The sequence below is a fragment of the Salsipaludibacter albus genome (assembly GCF_019798055.1).
GTDB classification, from domain to species: Bacteria; Actinomycetota; Nitriliruptoria; order Nitriliruptorales; family Nitriliruptoraceae; genus Salsipaludibacter; species Salsipaludibacter albus.
Map to the genome: position 1 here is coordinate 1 of NZ_JAHOPH010000021.1, position 19,296 is coordinate 19,296.

General features: G+C 72.2%; 17 protein-coding genes and 1 pseudogene. 11 read left to right on the forward strand and 7 right to left on the reverse strand.

The window, feature by feature from the left end; genetic code table 11:
- Nucleotides 1–807, forward strand: a pseudogene (locus tag KR546_RS12875) (hypothetical protein); the annotation flags it as partial.
- A 51-nt stretch (nt 808–858) separates the two neighbouring features.
- On the forward strand, nt 859–1,482 hold the full coding sequence (locus KR546_RS12880) for a DUF4126 domain-containing protein (protein ID WP_238445124.1): 624 nt from the start codon (nt 859–861) through the stop codon (nt 1,480–1,482).
- Between the two features lie 2 nt (nt 1,483–1,484).
- Here KR546_RS12880 and KR546_RS12885 read toward each other — a convergent pair whose 3' ends face one another.
- On the reverse strand, nt 1,485–3,446 hold the full coding sequence (locus tag KR546_RS12885) for an FG-GAP repeat domain-containing protein (protein ID WP_238445125.1): 1,962 nt from the start codon (nt 3,444–3,446) through the stop codon (nt 1,485–1,487).
- 192 nt (nt 3,447–3,638) lie between these two features.
- Between KR546_RS12885 and ppk2 the strand changes: the two genes are divergently transcribed.
- Nucleotides 3,639–4,454, forward strand: coding sequence for a polyphosphate kinase 2 (gene ppk2, locus KR546_RS12890; protein ID WP_238445126.1), 816 nt, complete (start codon nt 3,639–3,641; stop codon nt 4,452–4,454).
- A 1-nt stretch (nt 4,455) separates the two neighbouring features.
- Here the strand turns inward: ppk2 and KR546_RS12895 are convergent, their stop codons facing one another.
- The 3 genes from KR546_RS12895 to KR546_RS12905 all read right to left on the reverse strand — a co-directional run bounded on the left by KR546_RS12895 (nt 4,456) and on the right by KR546_RS12905 (nt 8,042).
- Nucleotides 4,456–6,213, reverse strand: a complete 1,758-nt coding sequence (locus KR546_RS12895; protein WP_238445127.1) for an SLC13 family permease — start codon at nt 6,211–6,213, stop codon at nt 4,456–4,458.
- Between the two features lie 40 nt (nt 6,214–6,253).
- A complete protein-coding gene (locus tag KR546_RS12900) occupies nt 6,254–6,721 on the reverse strand; it encodes a peroxiredoxin (RefSeq protein WP_238445128.1) in 468 nt (155 codons plus the stop codon).
- Nucleotides 6,722–6,848: 127 nt separating this feature from the next.
- Nucleotides 6,849–8,042 (reverse strand): DNA recombination protein RmuC, encoded by a 1,194-nt coding sequence (locus KR546_RS12905; RefSeq protein ID WP_238445129.1) that lies wholly within the window; start codon nt 8,040–8,042, stop codon nt 6,849–6,851.
- A 166-nt stretch (nt 8,043–8,208) separates the two neighbouring features.
- Between KR546_RS12905 and KR546_RS12910 the strand changes: the two genes are divergently transcribed.
- The 6 genes from KR546_RS12910 (at nt 8,209) to KR546_RS12935 (ending at nt 14,339) form a co-directional block, all read left to right on the forward strand.
- The gene (locus tag KR546_RS12910; protein ID WP_238445130.1) at nt 8,209–9,222 is read left to right on the forward strand and encodes an alpha/beta fold hydrolase; all 1,014 of its coding nucleotides are present in this window, start codon (nt 8,209–8,211) and stop codon (nt 9,220–9,222) included.
- 184 nt (nt 9,223–9,406) lie between these two features.
- Nucleotides 9,407–11,053, forward strand: coding sequence for a glycerol-3-phosphate dehydrogenase/oxidase (locus tag KR546_RS12915; RefSeq protein WP_238445175.1), 1,647 nt, complete (start codon nt 9,407–9,409; stop codon nt 11,051–11,053).
- 1 nt (nt 11,054) lies between these two features.
- On the forward strand, nt 11,055–11,933 hold the full coding sequence (locus KR546_RS12920; protein ID WP_238445131.1) for an SURF1 family protein: 879 nt from the start codon (nt 11,055–11,057) through the stop codon (nt 11,931–11,933).
- On the forward strand, nt 11,930–12,763 hold the full coding sequence (fdhD, locus tag KR546_RS12925) for a formate dehydrogenase accessory sulfurtransferase FdhD (RefSeq protein WP_238445132.1): 834 nt from the start codon (nt 11,930–11,932) through the stop codon (nt 12,761–12,763). The genes KR546_RS12920 and fdhD overlap by 4 nt, the downstream gene beginning before the upstream one ends.
- A gap of 203 nt (nt 12,764–12,966) precedes the next feature.
- On the forward strand, nt 12,967–13,692 hold the full coding sequence (locus KR546_RS12930) for a TlpA family protein disulfide reductase (RefSeq protein ID WP_238445133.1): 726 nt from the start codon (nt 12,967–12,969) through the stop codon (nt 13,690–13,692).
- Nucleotides 13,689–14,339 (forward strand): cytochrome c biogenesis CcdA family protein, encoded by a 651-nt coding sequence (locus KR546_RS12935; RefSeq protein ID WP_238445134.1) that lies wholly within the window; start codon nt 13,689–13,691, stop codon nt 14,337–14,339. Before KR546_RS12930 ends, KR546_RS12935 begins: the two co-directional genes overlap by 4 nt.
- A 6-nt stretch (nt 14,340–14,345) precedes the next feature.
- On the opposite strand, the gene KR546_RS12940 is transcribed toward KR546_RS12935, so the two are convergent.
- Both KR546_RS12940 and KR546_RS12945 read right to left on the reverse strand, forming a co-directional pair.
- Entirely contained in the window at nt 14,346–15,749 is a 1,404-nt protein-coding gene (locus KR546_RS12940) for an FAD-binding oxidoreductase (protein WP_238445135.1), read from the reverse strand.
- Between the two features lie 52 nt (nt 15,750–15,801).
- Complete coding sequence (locus KR546_RS12945; protein WP_238445176.1) at nt 15,802–16,512, reverse strand: Crp/Fnr family transcriptional regulator; 711 nt, start codon at nt 16,510–16,512, stop codon at nt 15,802–15,804.
- Between the two features lie 87 nt (nt 16,513–16,599).
- Here KR546_RS12945 and KR546_RS12950 point away from each other — a divergent pair, with 87 nt between their 5' ends.
- Nucleotides 16,600–17,118, forward strand: coding sequence for a DinB family protein (locus tag KR546_RS12950; RefSeq protein ID WP_238445136.1), 519 nt, complete (start codon nt 16,600–16,602; stop codon nt 17,116–17,118).
- Nucleotides 17,119–17,152: 34 nt separating this feature from the next.
- On the opposite strand, the gene KR546_RS12955 is transcribed toward KR546_RS12950, so the two are convergent.
- The gene (locus KR546_RS12955; RefSeq protein WP_238445137.1) at nt 17,153–17,872 is read right to left on the reverse strand and encodes a DM13 domain-containing protein; all 720 of its coding nucleotides are present in this window, start codon (nt 17,870–17,872) and stop codon (nt 17,153–17,155) included.
- A 287-nt stretch (nt 17,873–18,159) separates the two neighbouring features.
- Here KR546_RS12955 and KR546_RS12960 point away from each other — a divergent pair, with 287 nt between their 5' ends.
- Nucleotides 18,160–19,227, forward strand: a complete 1,068-nt coding sequence (locus KR546_RS12960) for an alpha/beta hydrolase (protein WP_238445138.1) — start codon at nt 18,160–18,162, stop codon at nt 19,225–19,227.
- Nucleotides 19,228–19,296: the final 69 nt, after the last annotated feature.

A 19,296-nucleotide genomic window follows, 5' to 3' on the forward strand; every position in this document is an offset into this window, starting at 1 on the left:
CCCCGGCCCCAGCCCCGACCGGAACCACGTGCCAAGTCCCGGCCCGCGCCACGCGCCGAACCCCGGGCCGCGCCACCGGCCGAGCTCGACGAGGACACGGAGCGGCTCCGGATCCAGGTCGAGGCCCTGCAGCGCCAGTGCGACGAGCTCCGCGACGAGCTGGCCGAGCACGAGGCCGCCCGACGCGCCGCCGAGTCCGCCGGCGAACACGCCCAGCGGGAGCTCGAGGACGTCCGACGTCACCTCGACGAGGCCACCGAGCGCGCCGACCGGGCGGCCAGGGCTGCCGACCAGGCCGTGGCGGACCGGCGTGCGATGGAGGAACGCCTGGGTCGGGCACGTGACCGGGCCGCTGCCCGCCCCGGCGCCACGTCACCCGCGATCGCACCGGCCAGCGGCCGCCCTGCGGCGGCCTCGATCGCACCGGTCGTGCCGGTGACCACCCGGGGCGACGAGGTCGACCGGCTGGTGCGACGGTTGCGTGACGCGCGCGCCTCCCAGGCCCAGCGGCTGGTGGTGCTGGCGGCCCCGTCCGTGGCCGGGATGGAGCGCGCCGATCGCCGGCGGACGCTGGCGGCGGTCCCCGACGGCTGGGCCCGCCAGCGGGCACTGCAACGACTGGTCGAAGCGGGCGCCGTGCCCCGTGGCGAGGCCGCGGACCTGCTGGGCATGCTGGGCTCGACGGGCTCGCAGGTCTTCGCCGCCGGCACCATGGTGACGACCGGACTGGTCGGTGCCGACGACCTGGTCGACGTGCTGGAGCCGGGTGCCGTCATCCGCCTGCGACGGCGTGCGGGAGGGTCCTGAGACCGGCCTCGACGATACGATCGGACGACGCCAGGTGAGGAAGGGCCCGGGATGGACGGCGGTCTCGCCGCACTGTTGGGCACCGGCTGGGCGTCGGGAATCAACCTGTACGCCACCGTCACCCTGCTGGGGCTGCTGGGACGCTTCGCCGGGCTCGAGGGCGTGCCCGAGGCGGTCCAGTCCTGGCCCGTCATCGTGATCGCCGGCGCCGCGTTCCTGGTCGAGGCGGTCGCCGACAAGGTCCCCTACCTCGACAATGCCTGGGACGCGGTGCACACGGTCCTTCGTCCGCTCGGGGCCGCCGTGCTCGGTGGCGCCATCGCGGCCGACTCGGACATCTCGACGATCCTCGGTGTCCTGACGACCGGTGGTGCGGCGCTGGGCGCCCACGCCACCAAGGCCGGCACCCGGGTCGCGATCAACACCTCCCCCGAACCGGTGTCCAACATCGCGGTGTCACTGTTCGAGGACGGCATGGTCGCCGGGATGATCTGGCTGGTGGCCGAGTACCCGCTGGTGGCGGGGATCGCCGCCGTGGTCCTGCTGATCGCCGGTGCCGCGATCCTGGCCATGGCCTGGCGGGTCGTCCGCGCCGGCATCCGGCGGTTGCGACGTCGCGGCGACGACGGTGACGCCGGCGGATCGATCCGACCACCCGCGTCCACGCCGACCTGACCTCAGTCGACCGCCGCGCCCACCAGGCTCGTCCAGCCGGGCGCCAGCGCGTCGCGTGACTCCAGCAGCCACGTCTCGGGGTCGAGCTCGCGGCCATCGCCGGCCGCCTCGTCCTCGTCGTCGGCGTCCTCGCCGGCCGCCTCGGGTTGGCGATCGGCGGTGGTGAGGCAGGGCTGGACCTGTTCACCGGCGAGGATGGCGGCCTCGTCCCCTGCGTCCTCGGTGTCCTCCACGACCTCGTCGACCACGACCACCGGACGCTGCAGCTCGCGCACGGCGAGGCAGCCGTCGCCCTCGCGGTACAGGGCGAGCTCGTCGATCCCGTCCGCGTCCACGTCGACCGCGGTCAGGGTGGTGAACCCGGCGGTCAGCGGCCCTCCGAGGGCCGGTGTCTCCGCGGCGTCGGCCTCCGGCTGCTCGGACGACTCGTCGGCGTCCGACGACTCCTCGTCGGACTCGGGGAGCACCTCGGCGTCGACCGGCAGCCCGTCCTCGTCGACCAGGATGGGCGCGAGCGGGGCAATCGCGACGGTCACGTTGGCGAGGCCGTCGTCGTCGGCATCCGTGTCGAGGTCGACCAGGGTCGGGTCGGCGTCGTCGTCCACGCCGTCCTCGCCCTCGTCCGCATCCTCGTCCTCGTCGGTGTCCTCCGCCTCGTCGGCCTCCTCCACGGCGGCCAGGGCCTCGGCGTCGGCGAAGTCGAGCACCACGTGGTGTCCGTCGAAACGCCGGTACAGCAGCAGTTCGTCGTCCCCGTCACCGTCCACGTCCGGCGTGGCCGCGTTGCTGAAGAACACGTCCAGCGGGACGTCGGCGACCGCCAGGGCCGGTCCGAGGTCACCGTCCTCACGCAGTTCATGGAGCGCCCACGAGCCGTCGTCGCCGCGGTACAGCAGGAGCTCGTCGTCCCCGTCGCCGTCGACGTCCGGCGTGGCCACCAGCGACCATCCCGGATCGAGCGTCGTCTCGCCCGGCAACTCGCTGCCCAGGCTCCCGTCCGAGCGAATCTCGCGCAGGAGGTGACGGCCGTCGACCTTGTCGTAGGCGAACAACTCGTCGTTGCCGTTGCCGCCGACGTCCGGTGTCGCCACGGCCGTCCAGCCGGTCTCGAGCTCCTCGGACGCCTCCTCGTCGGTGAACGTCGCGTCCTCGGCGACACCACGCAGCAGGAGGCGGCCGTCCTCGGCGTTCCATGCCAGCAGGTGCGCGTCGCGTGGATCCCCCGCCGGCAGGTCGACCGGACCGTCACCCTGTCCCTCGTCGCTGCCACCCAGGAAGACCTCGCCGGTGTGGAAGCTGGTGAGCCCGTCCGCGCCCGCCTCGGACAGGGTGATGTGGACGTGGTCGTCATGGAGGTCGACGCAGTCGCCGTCGAGGTCGTTGATGTCGGTCACACCGGCGTCGGCATGCTGGCGGGCACTCCAGCACCGGCCGTCCCACAACAGCTGCTGGACACCCATCACCCTGGCCCGGTAGTTCGGGATGCCGTCGACGGTGGCCAGCAGCAGGTTGGCGATCCGGTCACCCAGTTCCTTGCCCACCGGGGTCCCGTCCTGGTCCCCGGCCCCCCCGACGAACACGTCGATCGCCCGTCCGGCGGCATGGGTCGACCAGCAGTCCGATTCCGCCGGCGCTCGCCGACCCTGGCAGGAGGTCCGCGGGTTGTGGATCTCGCGACAGGTGAACCCGCTCAGCCCGGAGGTCTCGGGGAACGTCTCCGCCAGCCAGTCCATGATCGCCACGCGACCGGGGCGGGCGGCCGCCGAGTCGTGGCCCGGCCCGTCGCCGCAGATCTCCTCGATGCTGCCCGACAGGACGTCCGGGTCCCGTCCCCAGTCGTCGACCTGCGGGTCCGCCGACGCCGGACGTGCAACGCCCGCGAGCGCCACGACCAGCACCAGGACGAGGATGGCCAGGTGGACCGGGGACCGCCGGGGCGGCGCGGCGAGGTGCGGGCGGGTCACGCGGGATCGAGCCTTCCGGGACCGGTGGCCCCACGGGTCTGCTGGATGATGCAACGTAGTGACCATGCACGTCCCGCGTCGTGGACGTCCGTGTGATCGGCCCACCCCCGTGCGCCGATCGTGCACCGTGCGGGGTTCGGCCTGCCTAGAGTCGGGAGCACCGCACGCCCCGACCAGCGGGAGGTCCCCCAGATGGCGCTTGATCATGTCCCGGAACCGGAGTACAACAAGAAGGGTCGCCTGAAGAAGCGGTGGTACGAGGCCGAATTGCGCCGTCTCCAGGAGGAGCTGGTCAAGCTCCAGTACTGGGTCCAGCGCGAGAACATCAAGGTGCTGGTGATCTTCGAGGGTCGGGGATCGGCCGGCAAGGGTGGCGTGATCAAGCGCATCACGGAGCGCACGAGCCCGCGCGCCGTGAGGGTCGTCGCCCTGCCCAAGCCGACCGAGCGCCAACAGACCGAGTGGTACCTCAAGCGCTACGTCGAACACCTCCCCGCCGGCGGCGAGATCGTCCTGTTCGACCGGTCCTGGTACAACCGCTCGAACGTCGAGTGGGTCATGGGGTTCTGCACCCCGGACGAGTACCAGCGGTTCCTGGGGACGGTCCCGGAGTTCGAGCGCATGCTGGTGCGGGGCGGGCTCGTGCTGATCAAGTACTGGTTCTCGGTCAGCTACGAGGAGCAGCGCCGCCGGTTCGAGTCGCGCAACGAGGAGCCGCTGAAGCGCTGGAAGCTGTCGGACATGGACCTCGCGGAGCACCGGCTCTACACCGAGTACTCCAAGGCCAAGGACACGACCTTCGCCCACACCGACATCAAGCAGGCCCCGTGGTACGTCGTGCCGTCCGACGACAAGCGCAACGCCCGCCTCAACTGCATCCACCACCTGCTGTCGCAGTTCGACTACGAGGACCTGGTGCCCGAGCCGGTGGAACTGCCCGAGCGCGAGGAGATCCCGTACGTGCGTCCGCCGATGGACGAGCAGACCTTCGTCCCCCAGGTCTACTGAGCTACAGGTTCACGACCATGGCGGTGACGATGGCGACGACCGTGAGGTTGAGCGGCAGGCCGACCCGGGCGTAGTCGAAGAACCGGTAGCCACCGGGGCCGTACACGATCGTGTTCGTCTGGTACCCGATCGGCGTCAGGAACGAACACGAGGCCGCGACGGCGATCGCCACCGCCATCATGCGCAGGTCCACGCCGGTCTGCATCGCGACCGCGGTGGCGATGGGGAAGACGACCACGACGGCGGCGTTGTTGGTGACCAGCTCGGTCAGCAGGGTCACCGCCACGAGCAGGCCGAACACGATCCCGACGTCGCCGAACCCGTCGAACGCACCGATCACCGAGTCGGCCAGCAGCTCGGCCAGGCCCGTGGTCTCCACGGCCGCCCCGAGCGCGAACGACGAGGCGATCAGGATGATGACGTCGAAGTCGATGGCGTCGCGGACCTCGTTGGAGGTCAGCGTGCGCGTGGCCACCAGTGCGCCGGCGGCGAGCAGCGACGCCTCCAGGATGCTCAGCCAGCCCAGCCCCGCGACGAGCACCATCGCCGCGGTGATCGCCGCGACGAACGGCGCCCGCGAGGACATGTGCGGCGGGTCGCCGCCCAGCGACGAGATCAACAGGAAGTCGCGTCGCTCGGACCAGTTGGAGCGGAACTGGTCGTCGGCCAGGACCAGCAGGGCGTCACCGGGCCGGAACCGCACGTCGCGCGGGGCCTCGGTGACCCGCTGGCCGTCGCGGTGGATGGCCAGCACGACTGCCTGGTAGCGCGACACGAAGTTGACGTCGGACAGGGTGTGACCGGCCAGCGGCGAGGTCCGTCCCACCACCGCCACGTGCAGGCCGTGGGACGGCTGGGCGACGGCCTCGAGGTGGTCCTGGGCCGACGAGCGCAGCCCCGCGAGCCGGTACAGCCCGACGATCTCGCTGACCTCGCCGACGAACACCAGCCGGTCCTCGCCCTCCAGCACCAGGTCCATGTCCACCGGCGAGAAGGTCTGCTCCTCGCGGAGCACCTGGGCGAGGTAGACGTGGCGTCGACCGACCAGGTCGGTGTCGCCCAGCCTGCGGCCGGCCAGGGGTCCACCGGGCAGCACCACCATCGTGACGACGAACTCGCGCACCGAGTCCTCGGCCTGTTCCTGCACGGTCGAGCGGTCGGGCACCAGTCGCCAGGCGAAGCCGATCAGCACCACCATCCCCGCGACCGCCGCCGGCAGGGCGACCGGGGTGATCTCGAACAGGCCGAACGGCGCCTGGCCGATGTCCTGGAGCAGGCCGGAGACCACCAGGTTCGTCGACGTGCCCAGCACCGTGATGGTCCCACCGAGGATGGCCGCGAACGACAGCGGCATCAGGAACCGGGAGGCGGCGAGGTGGCGTCGCTGGGTCAGCGCGACGATGTCGGGGGTCAGCATCGCGACCAGGGGCGTGTTGTTGAGCAGGGCCGAGGCCCCGGCGGTCGGGACCAGCAGGCGGGCCAGGTCGAGCCGCGTCCGCCCCTCCCCCAGCAGGCGGGCCGCCAGCGGTGTCAGCAGCGAGGTCTTCTCGGCGGCACGGGCCAGCACGTAGAGCGCCGCGACGGTGATCGGCGCCGGGTTGGCGAACCCCGACAGCGCCTCCTGGGTGGTGATCACGTCGGCCAGCAGCAGCGCCACGGCAGCGGACAACACGACCGCGGAGGGCGCGAGCCGGTCCCACGCCAGCATCCCGAAGGCCAGCACCAGCACGATCACGGTCACCCACGCGTCGCTGCTCACGGGTCACCCCCGCCACGCGCACCGCGTCCCGTCGGCGACCTCACGTGGCGCCGATGTCGGCCAGCGCCGCCAGGTAGTCGCTCTCGTCGCGTGCGTCGCCGATGCCGTGGTGGACCGCGTGCACGATCACGCCGTCGCGATCGATCACGAAGGTCCCCCGCTCGGCCACGCCGACGTGCTCGTTGAACACGTCGAAGGCCTGGGCGACCTCACCGTGGGGCCAGGCGTCCGACAGCAGGCGGAACGTGAAGCCCTGCTGGTCCGCCCAGGCCTTCAGGCTGGCGGTCGAGTCGGTGGACACCGCAAGGGTCACGACGTGCTCGTTGTCGAAGTCCGGCAGCTGGTCGCGGATCGAGCAGAGCTCGCCCTGGCAGGTACCGGTGAAGGCGAACGGGAAGAACACCAGCACGACCGCCCGGTCCCCACGGAAGTCGGCGAGGCTGACCGGGTTGCGGTCCTGGTCGTGGAGGGTGAAGTCCGGGGCGGTCAGCCCGACGGGGAGGGCCATGTGGGACGATCCTTGGGCGTCGTGCCGTGGTTCGTGGTGCCGGGGGCACGGGGGCACCCGTGCACGGGATGGGAGGTGACGATAGCCAACCCCGTCCGGCCTCCGGGCGATTGCGACCCGAAATCGCTCAGCTCGCGGCTTCGTCGACGTCCTCGCGTGGCGCCAGGGCCAGGACGGCGGCGGCCCGCTCGTCGTGGTGCAGGTCGTCGATCGCCTCGAGCTGGCGCTCCAGCTGGCGCCGCCGGACCCCGTTGACGGTGTCGAAGGCACGCTGGGCGGACGTGATCCGGTCGCCGACCTTCTCGAGGTGCTCCACGAAGCGCTCCCACTGGTCGGAGAAGCCGTTGAGGGCGTCGAGGATCTCGGCCGAGCGCTGCTCGGTCATGTGGTCGTCGACGGCCTGGCGGATGACCGCCAGCACCGCGAACAGGGTGACCGGCGAGCACAGGATGATGCGCTGGGACAGGGCCTCGTCGAGCAGGCCGGGCTCGACGTCGTGCAGGAAGGCGTAGACCTGCTCGTTGGGCAGGAACAGCAGGACCTCGTCCAGCGACCCCTCGGTCGTGTCGCCGTAGTCGCGACGGGCCAGCTCGCGGACCCGGTTGCGGGCGTCCTTGACGAAGGCGCGGACGGCCTGGTGGGCGACGGCCTCGTCGTCGCACTCCAGCGACTTCAGGTAGTTGTCGAGCGGGAACTTGACGTCCATGTGCAGGTGACGGCCCGCGGGCAGCAGGAAGGTGATGTCGGGCCGACCGCGGGAGGTCGTCTGCTGGACCTCGTAGTTGATCCCCTTGACGAACCCGGCGGCCCGCAGGACGTCCTCGGCCATGCGCTCGCCCCACTGGCCCCGAGCCCGCGACGACGCCAGCGCCTCCTTGAGCGCCCCGGTGGTGCGCGACAGCTCGCCGGTGGCCCGCGACGCCTCCTCGAGACGCCGCTGCAGGTCGCCCATGCCCCGGGAGCGCTCGCGGTCCAGCTCCGCGACGAGCTCACGCATGCGCTCGAACTCGGCGGTCATCCGGGACGCGCGCTCCTCCAGGGTGCGGTCCCGCTCCTCGAGCATCGCCCGGGAGGCGGCGTTCTCGGTGGTGAGCTTGTCCCCGGCGAGGTCGACGACCGTGCGGACCGCGTCGTGCAGGGCCCGGCTGTTGCGCTCCTCGAGCACGGAGCGCTGCGCGTCCAGCTCGGTGCGCAGGGCGTCCCAGTGGTGCTCGGTTGCCGCGTCCTGGCGCCTCGTGAGGCTCCGGACCGCCATCGTGGCCGCGATCGCGGCCACGCCAGCGACCACCAACACCAGCGCGACCCAGGCCACGGTCGTCATGTCGTCGGGGTCCGTTCCGTCGGGGGGCGCGACGAGGAGAACCGTACGGCTGGGGTGGGACAAACCCACGGAACCGACGCACGACGGACCCGGCCGGACGAGGATCCGTGGGGACGTACGCTGCACCACCGATCGACCCACCGCCGGCACGGGAGACACACCGAACATGGGCACCCTGGACCTCGTCGCGGACGCCCCCACGGACTGGGGCGAGCGCGACGATCGCTGGGCGGGCGTCCGCTCGGACACGGTCGTCGTGTCCGGGCACCCGGTGTCGGTGTTGCGGGCCGACCCGCCCACGTCGGGCGACCTCGGCGACGGCGACGGCCTGCCGATCCTGCTGGTCCACGGCCTGGCGGGAGCCGCGACCAACTGGCTCGAGGTCATGGGTCCCCTGGCGGCCCGGGCAGGTCGACCGGTCGTCGCGGTCGACCTGCCCGGCTTCGGCAACACCGAGCCGCCCGGCCCCCGGGCGGCCCGGATCCGGGTCCAGGAGCGCTTCCTGCCCCACCTGCTGGACGCGCTGGGGTGGGAGCAGGCGGAGGTCCACGGCAACTCCATGGGCGGGCTGCTCACTGCCATGCTCGCCGGGACCACGCCGGAGCGCGTGGGCCGGCTCGTGCTGGTCTCCCCGGCCCTGCCACCGCCGTGGCCGCCCGACCGCGAGGCCCTGCGTGCCCTCGACCGTGGTGTGCTGGCCCGCTTCGCCCCCTTCCTGCTGTCGTGGCGACTCGGTCGCGCCGCCGTCCGTCGCCTCTACGCCACCGCCACTCCCGAGGACGTGTTCGCGGGGACCGAGGGCCTGGTCCTGGGCACGAACCAGCCGATGCGCGAGGCCATGCGCGCGATCGGGATCGAGCAGGCGACCGCCAGCCAGCAACGCCCGTGGCGGGTCGACAGCCTTGCACGGGCGACCAACACCCTCCTGGGCACCTACGTCACCGACCGCAACCGGGTGCGCGACACCGTGGCCGCCATCACGGCGCCGATCCTGGTCCTGTGGGGCACCGAGGACCGCCTGGTCGGCACGCGCGTGATCGACGACCTGCTGGCGGCGCGTACCGACGCGACCCGGATCGACCTCCCCGACGTGGGCCACGTCGCCATGATCGAGGTCCCCGACACCTACTGCGAGCTGGTGGCCGACTGGCGCGAAGGCCTCGACGGGCAGGCGGACTGACATCCCGGCAACGCCACCGGCAGGGTCGGGACGGTCGCCTGCCAAGTACCCTCGCCAGCCCCGACCCGTGGGAGCCGACCCGGTGTCAACGACCGTTCCGACCTCGACGTCGACACCTGCGTCACCCCGCCTGCACCAGTTCGACGCGCTCAGTCCGGCCCAGCGGGCGACCGCGCTGGACCGGATGCGCACCGAGACCTTCGACGTGGTGGTGATCGGGGGCGGCGTCACCGGCGCGGGCGCGGCGCTGGACGCGGCGACCCGCGGCCTGAGTGTCGCCCTGGTCGAGATGCGCGACCTCGCAGCCGGGACGTCGTCGCGGTCGTCCAAGCTGATCCACGGGGGCCTGCGCTACCTCGAACAGCTCGACTTCGGGCTGGTCCGCGAGGCGCTGTCCGAGCGTGGCCGGCTCCTGACCGACCTCGCCCCCCACCTGGTCAAGCCGGTGTCGTTCCTGTACCCGCTGACCCATGCCGTGTGGGAGCGCCCCTACGTGACGGCCGGAGTCACCCTCTACGACCAGCTGGGCGGCGCCCGCAACCTCCCCCGTCACCAACAGCTGTCCCGTCGTGGCGCCCTGCGGTTGGCACCCGGGCTGCGTCGCACCGCCCTGGTCGGCGCGATCCGCTACTGGGACGCCCAGGTCGACGACGCCCGCCACACCATGGAGATCGCCCGCACTGCGGTGCGCTACGGGGCGGCGGTCGCCACGTCGGCCCGGGTCGTCGACGTGCTGCGCGAAGGCGAACGGGTGGCCGGCGTGCGCATCGACGACCTCGAGGGCGGCGACACCATCGACGTGCGGGGTCGCCAGGTCATCAACGCGACCGGGGTGTGGACCGACGACATCCAGGAGATGGTGGGCCGCGGCCGCATCCAGGTCCGGGCGTCCAAGGGGATCCACCTCGTCGTCCCGCGCGACCGCTTCCCGTCCGACAGCGGGATCATCCTGCGGACCGAGACGTCGGTGCTGTTCATCATCCCGTGGGGTCGCCACTGGCTGATCGGCACCACCGACACCGACTGGGAGCTCGCCAAGTCGCACCCGGCCGCCTCGGCCACCGACATCCAGTACCTGCTGGACCGCACCAACCGGTTCCTGCGCACGCCACTGACCCACGACGACGTCGAGGGCGTGTACGCCGGGCTGCGACCGTTGCTGTCCGGCGAGTCCGAGGACACCTCGCAGCTGTCCCGCGAACACGCCGTCGCCTCGACCGTGGCCGGCATGGTCACGATCGCGGGGGGCAAGTACACCACCTACCGCGTGATGGCGGCCGACGCGGTCGATGCCGCGTCCCACGGACTGGCCGAGAAGGTGCCGGACTCGATCACCGAACGGGTGCCGCTGCTCGGCGCGACCGGCTACCACGCGATGTGGAACCAGCGCCACGACCTCGCGGCCGAGTCCGGGCTGCACGTGGCCCGCATCGAGCACCTGCTCGACCGCTACGGCTCCCGCACGACGGAGCTGCTGGACCTGGTCGCCGACGACCCCGAGCTGGCCACGCCACTGCCCAAGGCCGACGACTACCTCGAGGTCGAGGCGCACTACGCCGCCAGCCACGAGGGTGCGCTCCACCTCGACGACGTGCTGACCCGGCGGACCCGGATCTCGATCGAGTCGTGGGACCGCGGCCTGGCCGCGGCCGCCCCGGTCGCCCGGCGGATGGCCGAGGTCCTGGACTGGGACGACGAGACCCGTGAGCGCGAGCTCGCCCACTACCGGGGCCGCGTGACCGCGGAGCGGGACTCGCAGGCGATGCCCGACGACCGGACCGCCGACGCCGCCCGGATGGGTGCCCCGGACGTGCGGACCGGGGCGGCCTGACGTGGTGGGCCCCCGCACCCGCCGGGAGGACGCCGCCCCGACGGCGACCGGGCCACGGCCGACCGACGACCGCGGGAGTGGCCGCCATCCGCTGCTGAGGCCGATCTGGATCGTCGGGCACGTCGTGGTCCTGGTCGTGCTGGTCACCTTCCCGATGCTCGGCCTGTGGCAGTGGGACCGCTACCAGCAGGAGCAGGCGGTCGCAGCGGCACAGTCGGCACGACTCGACGCCGCGCCGGTCCCGCTCGCCCAGGTGCTGGGACCGTCCGTCACGGAGGAGCAGGCCGCGACGCTGGAGTACACGCCGGTCACCGTCTCGGGCACCTGGGCGGCCGACGAGCAGGTCGCCCAGCGCAACCGCGACCTCGACGGCCAGCTGGGGTTCGACCTGCTGGCGCCCCTGGAACTCGGCGACGGCACGGCCGTGCTGGTGCGCCGTGGCTTCGTCCCGCCGGACGGGCCCAGCAGCGCGGACCCGACCGCGGACACGCCGATCGCCGGCACGGTCACCGTGACCGGCTTCCTCGAGGTCAGCGGTCGACAGCCCGAGGGACTCGGGGCGCGTGACGCCGACGACGGGGTGCTGTCCACGGTCTTCCACGCCGACGTCGACCGCCTCGACCGCCAGTCCGAGGCCGACCTCCTCCCCATGGTCGTGCACCTGACCAGCCAGGTGCCGTCCGACGGGCCCCTGCCGGTCCCCCAGCCCGCCCCGACGCCCGACCCGACCCAGAACCTGTCCTACACGCTCCAGTGGTTCGCCTTCACGGTGATCGTCGGGGTCGGCTACGCGTTCGTGCTGGTGCGCCGGGTCCGCGACCACCGCGACGGCGTCGACAGCGACGTCGACCCGCTCCTGCGAGACCGGGACCCGCGATGACCGAGCGGCCCTCCACCCACCAGGTCACCGTGCGATCGCTGGACGGCCGTGCCCGCGCGGACGTCGTGGCGATCGAGGAGCCGCTGACGATCCGACTGGCGACCCTGGCCGGTGCCACCAGCGACGTCGCGGTCACGATGCGCACCCCGGGCCACGACGACGAGCTGGCCGTGGGGTGGCTGGTCGCCGAGGGGATCCTGTCCGGACGACGTGACGTGGTCGACGTGGCGCCGTGCGCGCTGGGTGCCGACGACGACGCGGTCGGCAACGCCGTGCAGGTCACCCTGGCGGCCGACCGGCTGCCGGACCTGTCGTCCCTGGATCGCCACGGCCTGGTCACGTCGGCCTGTGGGGTCTGCGGACGCCGGACGCTGGAGGCACTGGCCGACTCCGGGATCACGCCGGTCGCGTCGCGGGTGACCGTCGACGCGGACGTCGTCCGCGGACTGGGGGCCAGCCTGCGTGCGGCCCAGCCGACCTTCGGGCTGACCGGCGGTGTCCACGCCGCCGCCGCGGCGACCCCCGACGGCGACCTGGTCGACCTGCGCGAGGACGTCGGCCGACACAACGCCCTGGACAAGCTGGTGGGATCGGCGGTGCTGGACGGCCGGTCGCTCGCCGAGCACGTGCTGGTGCTGTCCGGCCGTGCCTCCTACGAGCTGCTCATGAAGGCGGCGGTTGCACGCATGGAGGTGGTGGTGGCCATGGGCGCAGCGTCGAGCCTGGCGGTCGACGTCGCGGACGCGTTCGCCCTCACGCTGGTGGGCTTCGCCGCCGGTCGGGACCCCAACGTCCACACCCGCCCCGACCGGGTCCGCTCGGCCCCCTGATCCCGCGCCCCTCGGGTGCGGGGTGTGCGAGTGCCGTGCGCGGAGGCACGACCGGAGCACACCGTGGTGGAACGCCCCGCCGAGGCCGACCGATCGGCGTTCATGGTTCGTTCATGGCGTTCGGGAAGGTGGGCCGCGACCATGGACGTTGCGACGTGCGACCATCGACGATCACTGCTGGACCCTCGACCCGAAGGCCGACCATGTCATTGACCTCGACCCGCCACCGTGGACGCCTGCTCGTCGTGGGCGTGGCCGCCGGCCTGGTGCTGTCGGCCTGTGGAGGTGACGACGGGGCCGACCCGACCGACACCGCCAGTGCCACCGAGGAGATGGCGACGGAGCCGGACGAGACCCAGGACATGGCGCCGTCCGAGGACATGGCGCCGTCGGAGGACATGGCGCCGTCCGAGGAGATGGCGCCGTCCGAGGAGATGACCGACGAGGCCTCGGACGCGATGTCCGAGGAGGACTCGGCCGAGACCGAGGCCGCGGCCACACCGTCCCTGGACATCGTCGCCACGAAGCCCGACGGTTCGACCGTCACGCTGGCCGACCACGCCGGGCAGCCGGTGTTCGTCGAGACGTTCGCGACCTGGTGCAGCAACTGCCGGTCGCAGCTGGGCGACACCCAGCAGGCCGCCGCCCAGGCCGGCGACGACGCGGTGTTCCTCGCCCTGTCGGTCGAGACCGACCTCGACCCCGCCAGGCTCGACGCCTACGCCGCGGAGAACGGCTTCTCGAACATGACCTTCGCGGTCCTGGACGACGCCTCGCTCGCGACGCTGGCCGAGCAGTTCGGCAACGGGGTGCTGGTGCCGCCGTCGACGCCGAAGTTCACCGTGGCCGCAGACGGCACGGTCAGCGAGCTGACCACTGGGTTCGAGTCGGCCGACGAGATCCTGGCACAGCTCGACACCGCTGCGTGAACGAGTACCTCCAGGCCTTCGCGCTGGGCAACGCCGCCATCCTGGGCAACGTGTGCCTGCTGCCCCTGTACCCGGGCCTGTTCGCCCTGTTGGCCGCCAAGTCCGAGACCGACGAGCGCTCGGTGCGGTGGATGGGGCTGTGGGTCCTGGCCGGGGTGCTGACCGCCATGACCGCGGTGGCAGCGGTCCTCTACACCGTCAACCGGGTGTTCGCCGACGTCGTGCCGTGGATCCTCCCAGTGGCGTTCGGTGCCGTGATCCTGCTGGGCCTGCTGATGCTGGCCGGTCGCAACCCGCTCGAGCGACTCGGGACCGGGACGGCGCCGGTGGTGCGCTCGGCGTCGGGCAGCGCGTTCCTGTACGGGCTCGCGCTGGGACCGATGACCCTGCCGTGCACCGGGCCGGTCATCCTGTCGGCGTTCCTGCTCGGCGGCGTGTCGGGCACCGGCGCGCTGCTCGACGGGGTGGCCTACTTCCTGGTCTTCGGGATCGGCTTCGGCTGGCCACTGGTACTTCTGCCCCTGCTGGCCTCGGCCCGCCAGCGGTCCTTCACCCGCTTCCTGGCCCGCCACCACGGGGTCGTCACCCGTGTCTCCGGTGCCCTGCTGGTCGTGGTCGGCATCGTCAGCCTGGTCATCGAGTACTGACGCCCGTCACTCCGACGGGGCGATGTTCTGGTTCAGGTGGAACACGTTGTCGGGGTCGTGGACACGCTTGAGCGCACGCAGCCGACGATGCGTGGCCGACCCGTAGGCGGCCCGGACGCGGTCGTCGCCCTCCTCCATGAGGAAGTTGACGTAGACCCCGGTCTCGTGGGCTGCCAGGGCGTCGCCGAAGCGACGCACCCAGGCCCGCTCGTGCGCGAACCCTTCCGCACCGGCCGTGATCCCGGTGATGTTGAACACGAACCCGGCGTCGCGACCGCCGAACGCACCTGCGTCAGGGCCGGGACGGGCGACGGCCCCACCGAGCTGCCAGGCGATCACGCTCGACCGGGGCGACTGCATGCGACCGACGTGCTCGACGGCGGTGGCGATCACCCCGTCCGACAGTTCGGCGACGTTGCACGCCCGCGTGTGCACCCAGATGCCGTGTGGGTAGGACCCGTCCAACATCGACTGGTGGTCGACGAACGCGCGCGGCTGGGTGAGGTCGACCAGGGGCGTCCCGTGCGCCCGGATCCGCGCCCAGGCCCGCTCGCCCGCACCGATCGGTCCCGACCAGCAGCCGATGACCCCGACCACGGGTCGTCCCCGGACCTCCTCGGGGATGTCGTCGGCGTCGGGGGCATGGCGGAACAGCAGCGCACTGGTGAGGTCGTCGGGCTGTCCGGCACACCACGCGCGGTAGGCACGTGCGACGACCTCCGCCTCCTCCAGGGGCCACAGCACCAGGCCCGACAGGACGGTGGGTCCCACCGGTCGGAGGTCGAACGTGAACGAGGTGACGACGCCGAAGTTGCCCCCGCCGCCGCGGAGCCCCCAGAACAGCTCGGCGTTGCGGGACCGGGACGCCACGAGCCGGCGCCCGTCGGCAGTCACGAGGTCCACGGCACGCAGCCGATCGATGGTCAGCCCGTACTTGCGCATCAGCCAGCCGATCCCCCCACCCAGGGTGAGGCCGGCGACCCCCGTGTGGCTGACTGCTCCGGTCGGCACCGCCATCCCGTGCTGCTGCGTCGCCCGGTCGAGCTCGCCCAGCAGCACGCCGGCCTGGACCCGGACGGTGCGCGCCCGGGTGTCGACCGTGACGTCCTTCATCATCGACAGGTCGACCACGACACCGTCATCGACCACCGACAGGCCCGGGAAGCTGTGACCACCGCTGCGCACGGCGATCTCCAGGTCCTGGTCCCGTGCGAACGCGATCGTGCGAATCACGTCGGCGGGATCGGCGCACCGCGCGATCAGCCGAGGCCGACGATCGATCGCACCGTTCCACACCGCCCGACGTCGGTCGTAGTCCGCATGCTCCGCCGTCACCAGGCGACCGGTGAACCCTGCCCGCAGCGCGCCCAGCCCACGGGCATCGAGCGTGCGCCGAGTCGTCTCCGTCACCACCGTCGTCCCCCTCACTCACCCGTGAGGGTGCGGGCCTTGCGTCGTCGCGTCAGGAACTCAGGTTCCACTCCTCCTCGGCAGCGAGCCGGGCGGGGTCACGCACCAGGATGGTGGTGCGCCCCGTCTCGACCAGCCCCTCGTCGCGCAGTTCCCGCAGGGTCCGGACGACCACCTCGCGGACCGTGCCGGCCGCGTCCGCGAGTTCCTGCTGGCTGACGGACACGACGACGCCGTCCGCCTGCCGGGCGCCGTGGTGATCCGCTGCCAGGTCGAGCAGGTGCCGCACGACTCGCTGGCGCACCGTCGAGAACGCATTGCCCGCGATCTCGTCGAGGAACCGGTCGGCGCGCGCACTCACCTCGCGCAGCAGGGCCTCGGCCACGGGCCGATGGCCGACCATGTCGACCACCCGCCGAGGCGAGAAGCGCAGCACCCGGGTCTCCACCAGTGCCTGGGTCGTCGCGGGCATGACGAAGCCGTCCCGGTACAGCGACATCGCGCCAAGCAGACCGCCACGGCGGCAGTACCGGATGGTCATCGTGCGGCCGTCCGGTGCGGTCACGAACACCCGGACCACGCCGCTGACCACCAGCTCGAGGTGCGCGGTCGCGTCTCCCTGCCGATGCGTGATCGACCCCTCCTCGACGACCTCCTCGATCGCGTCGGCGAGCAGGTGGCCGAGCAGCTCGGACGGGACCGTGCGCAACGCCGATGCCGCGAGCGCGTCGGACAGGTCGACATCCACCTCGCTGCCCCTCACCAAGCCCTTGCTCCACCCTAGGAGCCCGTGGGGCGGCGTGGCCGTCGGCGCGGGTCGGCGGGTCCGTGCGCGCTAGCGTGACGCGTCATGCCGCGACCTCCCGCTCCTCCACTCCCCCGCGCAGGTGACGAGCGCGCCACGCTGACCGCCTTCCTGGACTTCCACCGGGCGGCACTGATCGACCGCACCTGGGGGCTCGACGACGACCAGTTGCGCATCACCCACCCCCCGTCGACCCTGACCCTCGCACGCCTGGTCAGCCACATGGCCTGGGTGGAGCAGACCTGGTTCCGTGCCCGCTTCGCCGGCGAGCCCATGGCCGAACCGTTCGCCTCGCTCGACTTCACCGACGACCGTGACGCGGAGATGACCCGTGGCCAGGACTGGTCGCGGGCCGAACTGCTCGCCGCGTTCGAGGCCGCGGTGGACGACGCCCGGGCGCGCACGGCCGGCGCGTCGCTGGACCAGCTGTCGGTGCGCACCGACCGGGCGGGCGAGCGGTGGAGCCTGCGCTGGATCCTGGTGCACATGATCGAGGAGTACGCGCGCCACTGCGGCCACGCCGACCTGCTGCGGGAGTCGATCGACGGCGACGTCGCGAGCTGACCCCGGGCGACACCCGGTGACTCCGGCCCGACGGTCAGGCGAGGTCGGCCACGCCGAACCCGACCGAGAAGCGCTCGCACCAGATCACGACGCTCGCGACGTCGGCCGGGTCGAGATCGTCCGGGACGTCGTAGACCTGGGTGCCGACGTTGCCCTTCAGCCCACCCAGCGACGTCGCACCGTCGTCGTAGCCGTACCAGTCGCCGGGAACGCCGGCCTTCGGCGACAGGATCACCCGCAGGTCGGGTCCGTTCGACGTCGCGAGGTCGGTGAGGACCACCTGGAGGTCACCGTCGTCGTCCAGCAGCGCCACCGTCCCGGTCGTCTCGTGCTCGAGCGAGATCCACTCGCCCCGTGCCAGCACCGTCGGCCCCGCCCCCTCGACCTCGGCCGGGGTGTCCTCGGCGGGGGTGTCCTCGGCGGGGCCGGACTCGGGCTCGACCGCTGCCGGCTCCGGCTCGGCCGCCGGCTCCGGTTCGACACTGGCCGGGCTGGGCGACGCGGTGGGAGACGACGGCTCGGCCGAGGGCGTCAATGCCACCGGCTCCGCCGAGGAGGTCGGGCCCACGACCTCCGGGCCGGGCGTCGGGGAGGTGGCGAGCGCAGCGGCGACGCCGGCGTCCAGCTCGTCGTCGACGACCCGGTCGGTGAACAACGCGTCCGGTCGGAACCACAGGAACGCCGCGACCAGCAGGACCACCAACACGGCCCCTCCGGCCAGGAGCAACGGACGTCGGTCGGTGGGCAGGTCCATGGCGATGCCTGTCGTGCACCGTCGCGCCAGTCGCGCCGGAGCTGCCCACGACAACGTCGCATGGACGCCCCCGCCCTCCCGCAGGACCCCGTGGGGCACGACCGTTCACGATTCGGCAAGACCCGCGACGCCGGGACGACCTCCTCCCAGACCCCTTGCGGCGAGGTCGCACACGTGCTTGGATGGATCGATGTACACGATGCGCACGTTCGTTCGCACAGCGAACACGGCCCTTTCCGGCCGTCCGAAGGGCCCAGAAGCCCAAAATCATCATGAGGGGACCACACATGTATCCGACCAGCAGCCTCCACCGACGCACCACCAGGCTGGTCCTCGGCCTGGCTGCCACCCTGGCACTCACCCTGGCCATCGTCACGCCGACGAGCGCCGCGCCGGTGGGCGAGACGACCGAGATCTCCGACCTCGCCTACGGACCCGCCGTGCCGGGCAACCTGCTGGACCTGTACCTCCCCGACGTCGCGGGCGACGCGGCACTGCCCCTGGTCATCTGGCACTCGGGCTCGGCGTGGTTCAGCAACTCGGCCAAGGACTCCGCGGACGCGGGGGCGGTGGCGGAGGAGTTCACCGCCCGCGGCTACGCCGTGGCCACCATCAGCATCCGCTCAAGCTCCGACGCCCGCTTCCCGGCTCAGGGCCACGACGTCCGGGCGGCCGTGCGGTGGCTGCGTGAGCATGCCGACGCCTACGGCCTGGACGCGGACCGGTTCGCCTTCATGGGCAACTCGTCGGGTGGCTGGGCGACGGCATTCGCTGCAACGACCAGCGACACCCTGGAGCTGCCGGGCGAGGAGGGCGTCGATGGCACGTCCAGCGCCGTCCAGGTCGCCGTGCCCTTCTTCCCGCCCACGGACTTCCTGTCCATGGACGCCTTCGCGGCGGCCAACGACCTGCCGATGGGCTTCGCCTACCCCCATGACGCCCCGACGTCGCCGGAGGGCCTGCTGGTCGCGTGCCCCGGGGAAGTGTTCCCGACGACGCTGCTGAGCATCCAGGACTGCCCCGACGAGACCGAGTCAGCAGACCCGACCAGCTACATCGACGGCGCGGAGATCCCGGTGTGGGTCCTGCACGGCCTGGCCGACCCACTCCTGCCCTACAACCAGAGCCTGCTGGTCTACGAGGCGACCACCGCTGAGGGCAACGAGGCGAAGTTCACGCTCGTGCCGTCCGCAGGTCACTCGGTCACCGACATCATCGACGCCGAGGAGGCCACGACCTGGCAGACCAACCGGGGTGGCCACGAGACCATCGAGGAGTCGACCGGACCGAGCTGGGACGACGTCGAGGCGTTCCTCCGCGTCAACCTCAACCGGGCGCGTGGCACCGGCCGCTGAACTGCCGCCTGCGGCGCCCGGGTTCGGTCACGGACCCGGGCGCCGCGAACACCAGGATGTCACGGACTG

Bases quoted from the DNA above. Each gene is read 5' to 3' on its own strand.
- KR546_RS12880 (WP_238445124.1), top strand. From the start codon at position 859: ATGGACGGCGGTCTCGCCGCACTGTTGGGCACCGGCTGGGCGTCGGGA.
- ppk2 (WP_238445126.1), top strand. From the start codon at position 3,639: ATGGCGCTTGATCATGTCCCGGAACCGGAGTACAACAAGAAGGGTCGC.
- KR546_RS12900 (WP_238445128.1), bottom strand. From the start codon at position 6,721: ATGGCCCTCCCCGTCGGGCTGACCGCCCCGGACTTCACCCTCCACGAC.
- KR546_RS12905 (WP_238445129.1), bottom strand. From the start codon at position 8,042: ATGACGACCGTGGCCTGGGTCGCGCTGGTGTTGGTGGTCGCTGGCGTG.
- KR546_RS12910 (WP_238445130.1), top strand. From the start codon at position 8,209: ATGGGCACCCTGGACCTCGTCGCGGACGCCCCCACGGACTGGGGCGAG.
- KR546_RS12915 (WP_238445175.1), top strand. From the start codon at position 9,407: ATGCGCACCGAGACCTTCGACGTGGTGGTGATCGGGGGCGGCGTCACC.
- fdhD (WP_238445132.1), top strand. From the start codon at position 11,930: ATGACCGAGCGGCCCTCCACCCACCAGGTCACCGTGCGATCGCTGGAC.
- KR546_RS12930 (WP_238445133.1), top strand. From the start codon at position 12,967: ATGTCATTGACCTCGACCCGCCACCGTGGACGCCTGCTCGTCGTGGGC.
- KR546_RS12950 (WP_238445136.1), top strand. From the start codon at position 16,600: ATGCCGCGACCTCCCGCTCCTCCACTCCCCCGCGCAGGTGACGAGCGC.
- KR546_RS12955 (WP_238445137.1), bottom strand. From the start codon at position 17,872: ATGGACCTGCCCACCGACCGACGTCCGTTGCTCCTGGCCGGAGGGGCC.
- KR546_RS12960 (WP_238445138.1), top strand. From the start codon at position 18,160: ATGTATCCGACCAGCAGCCTCCACCGACGCACCACCAGGCTGGTCCTC.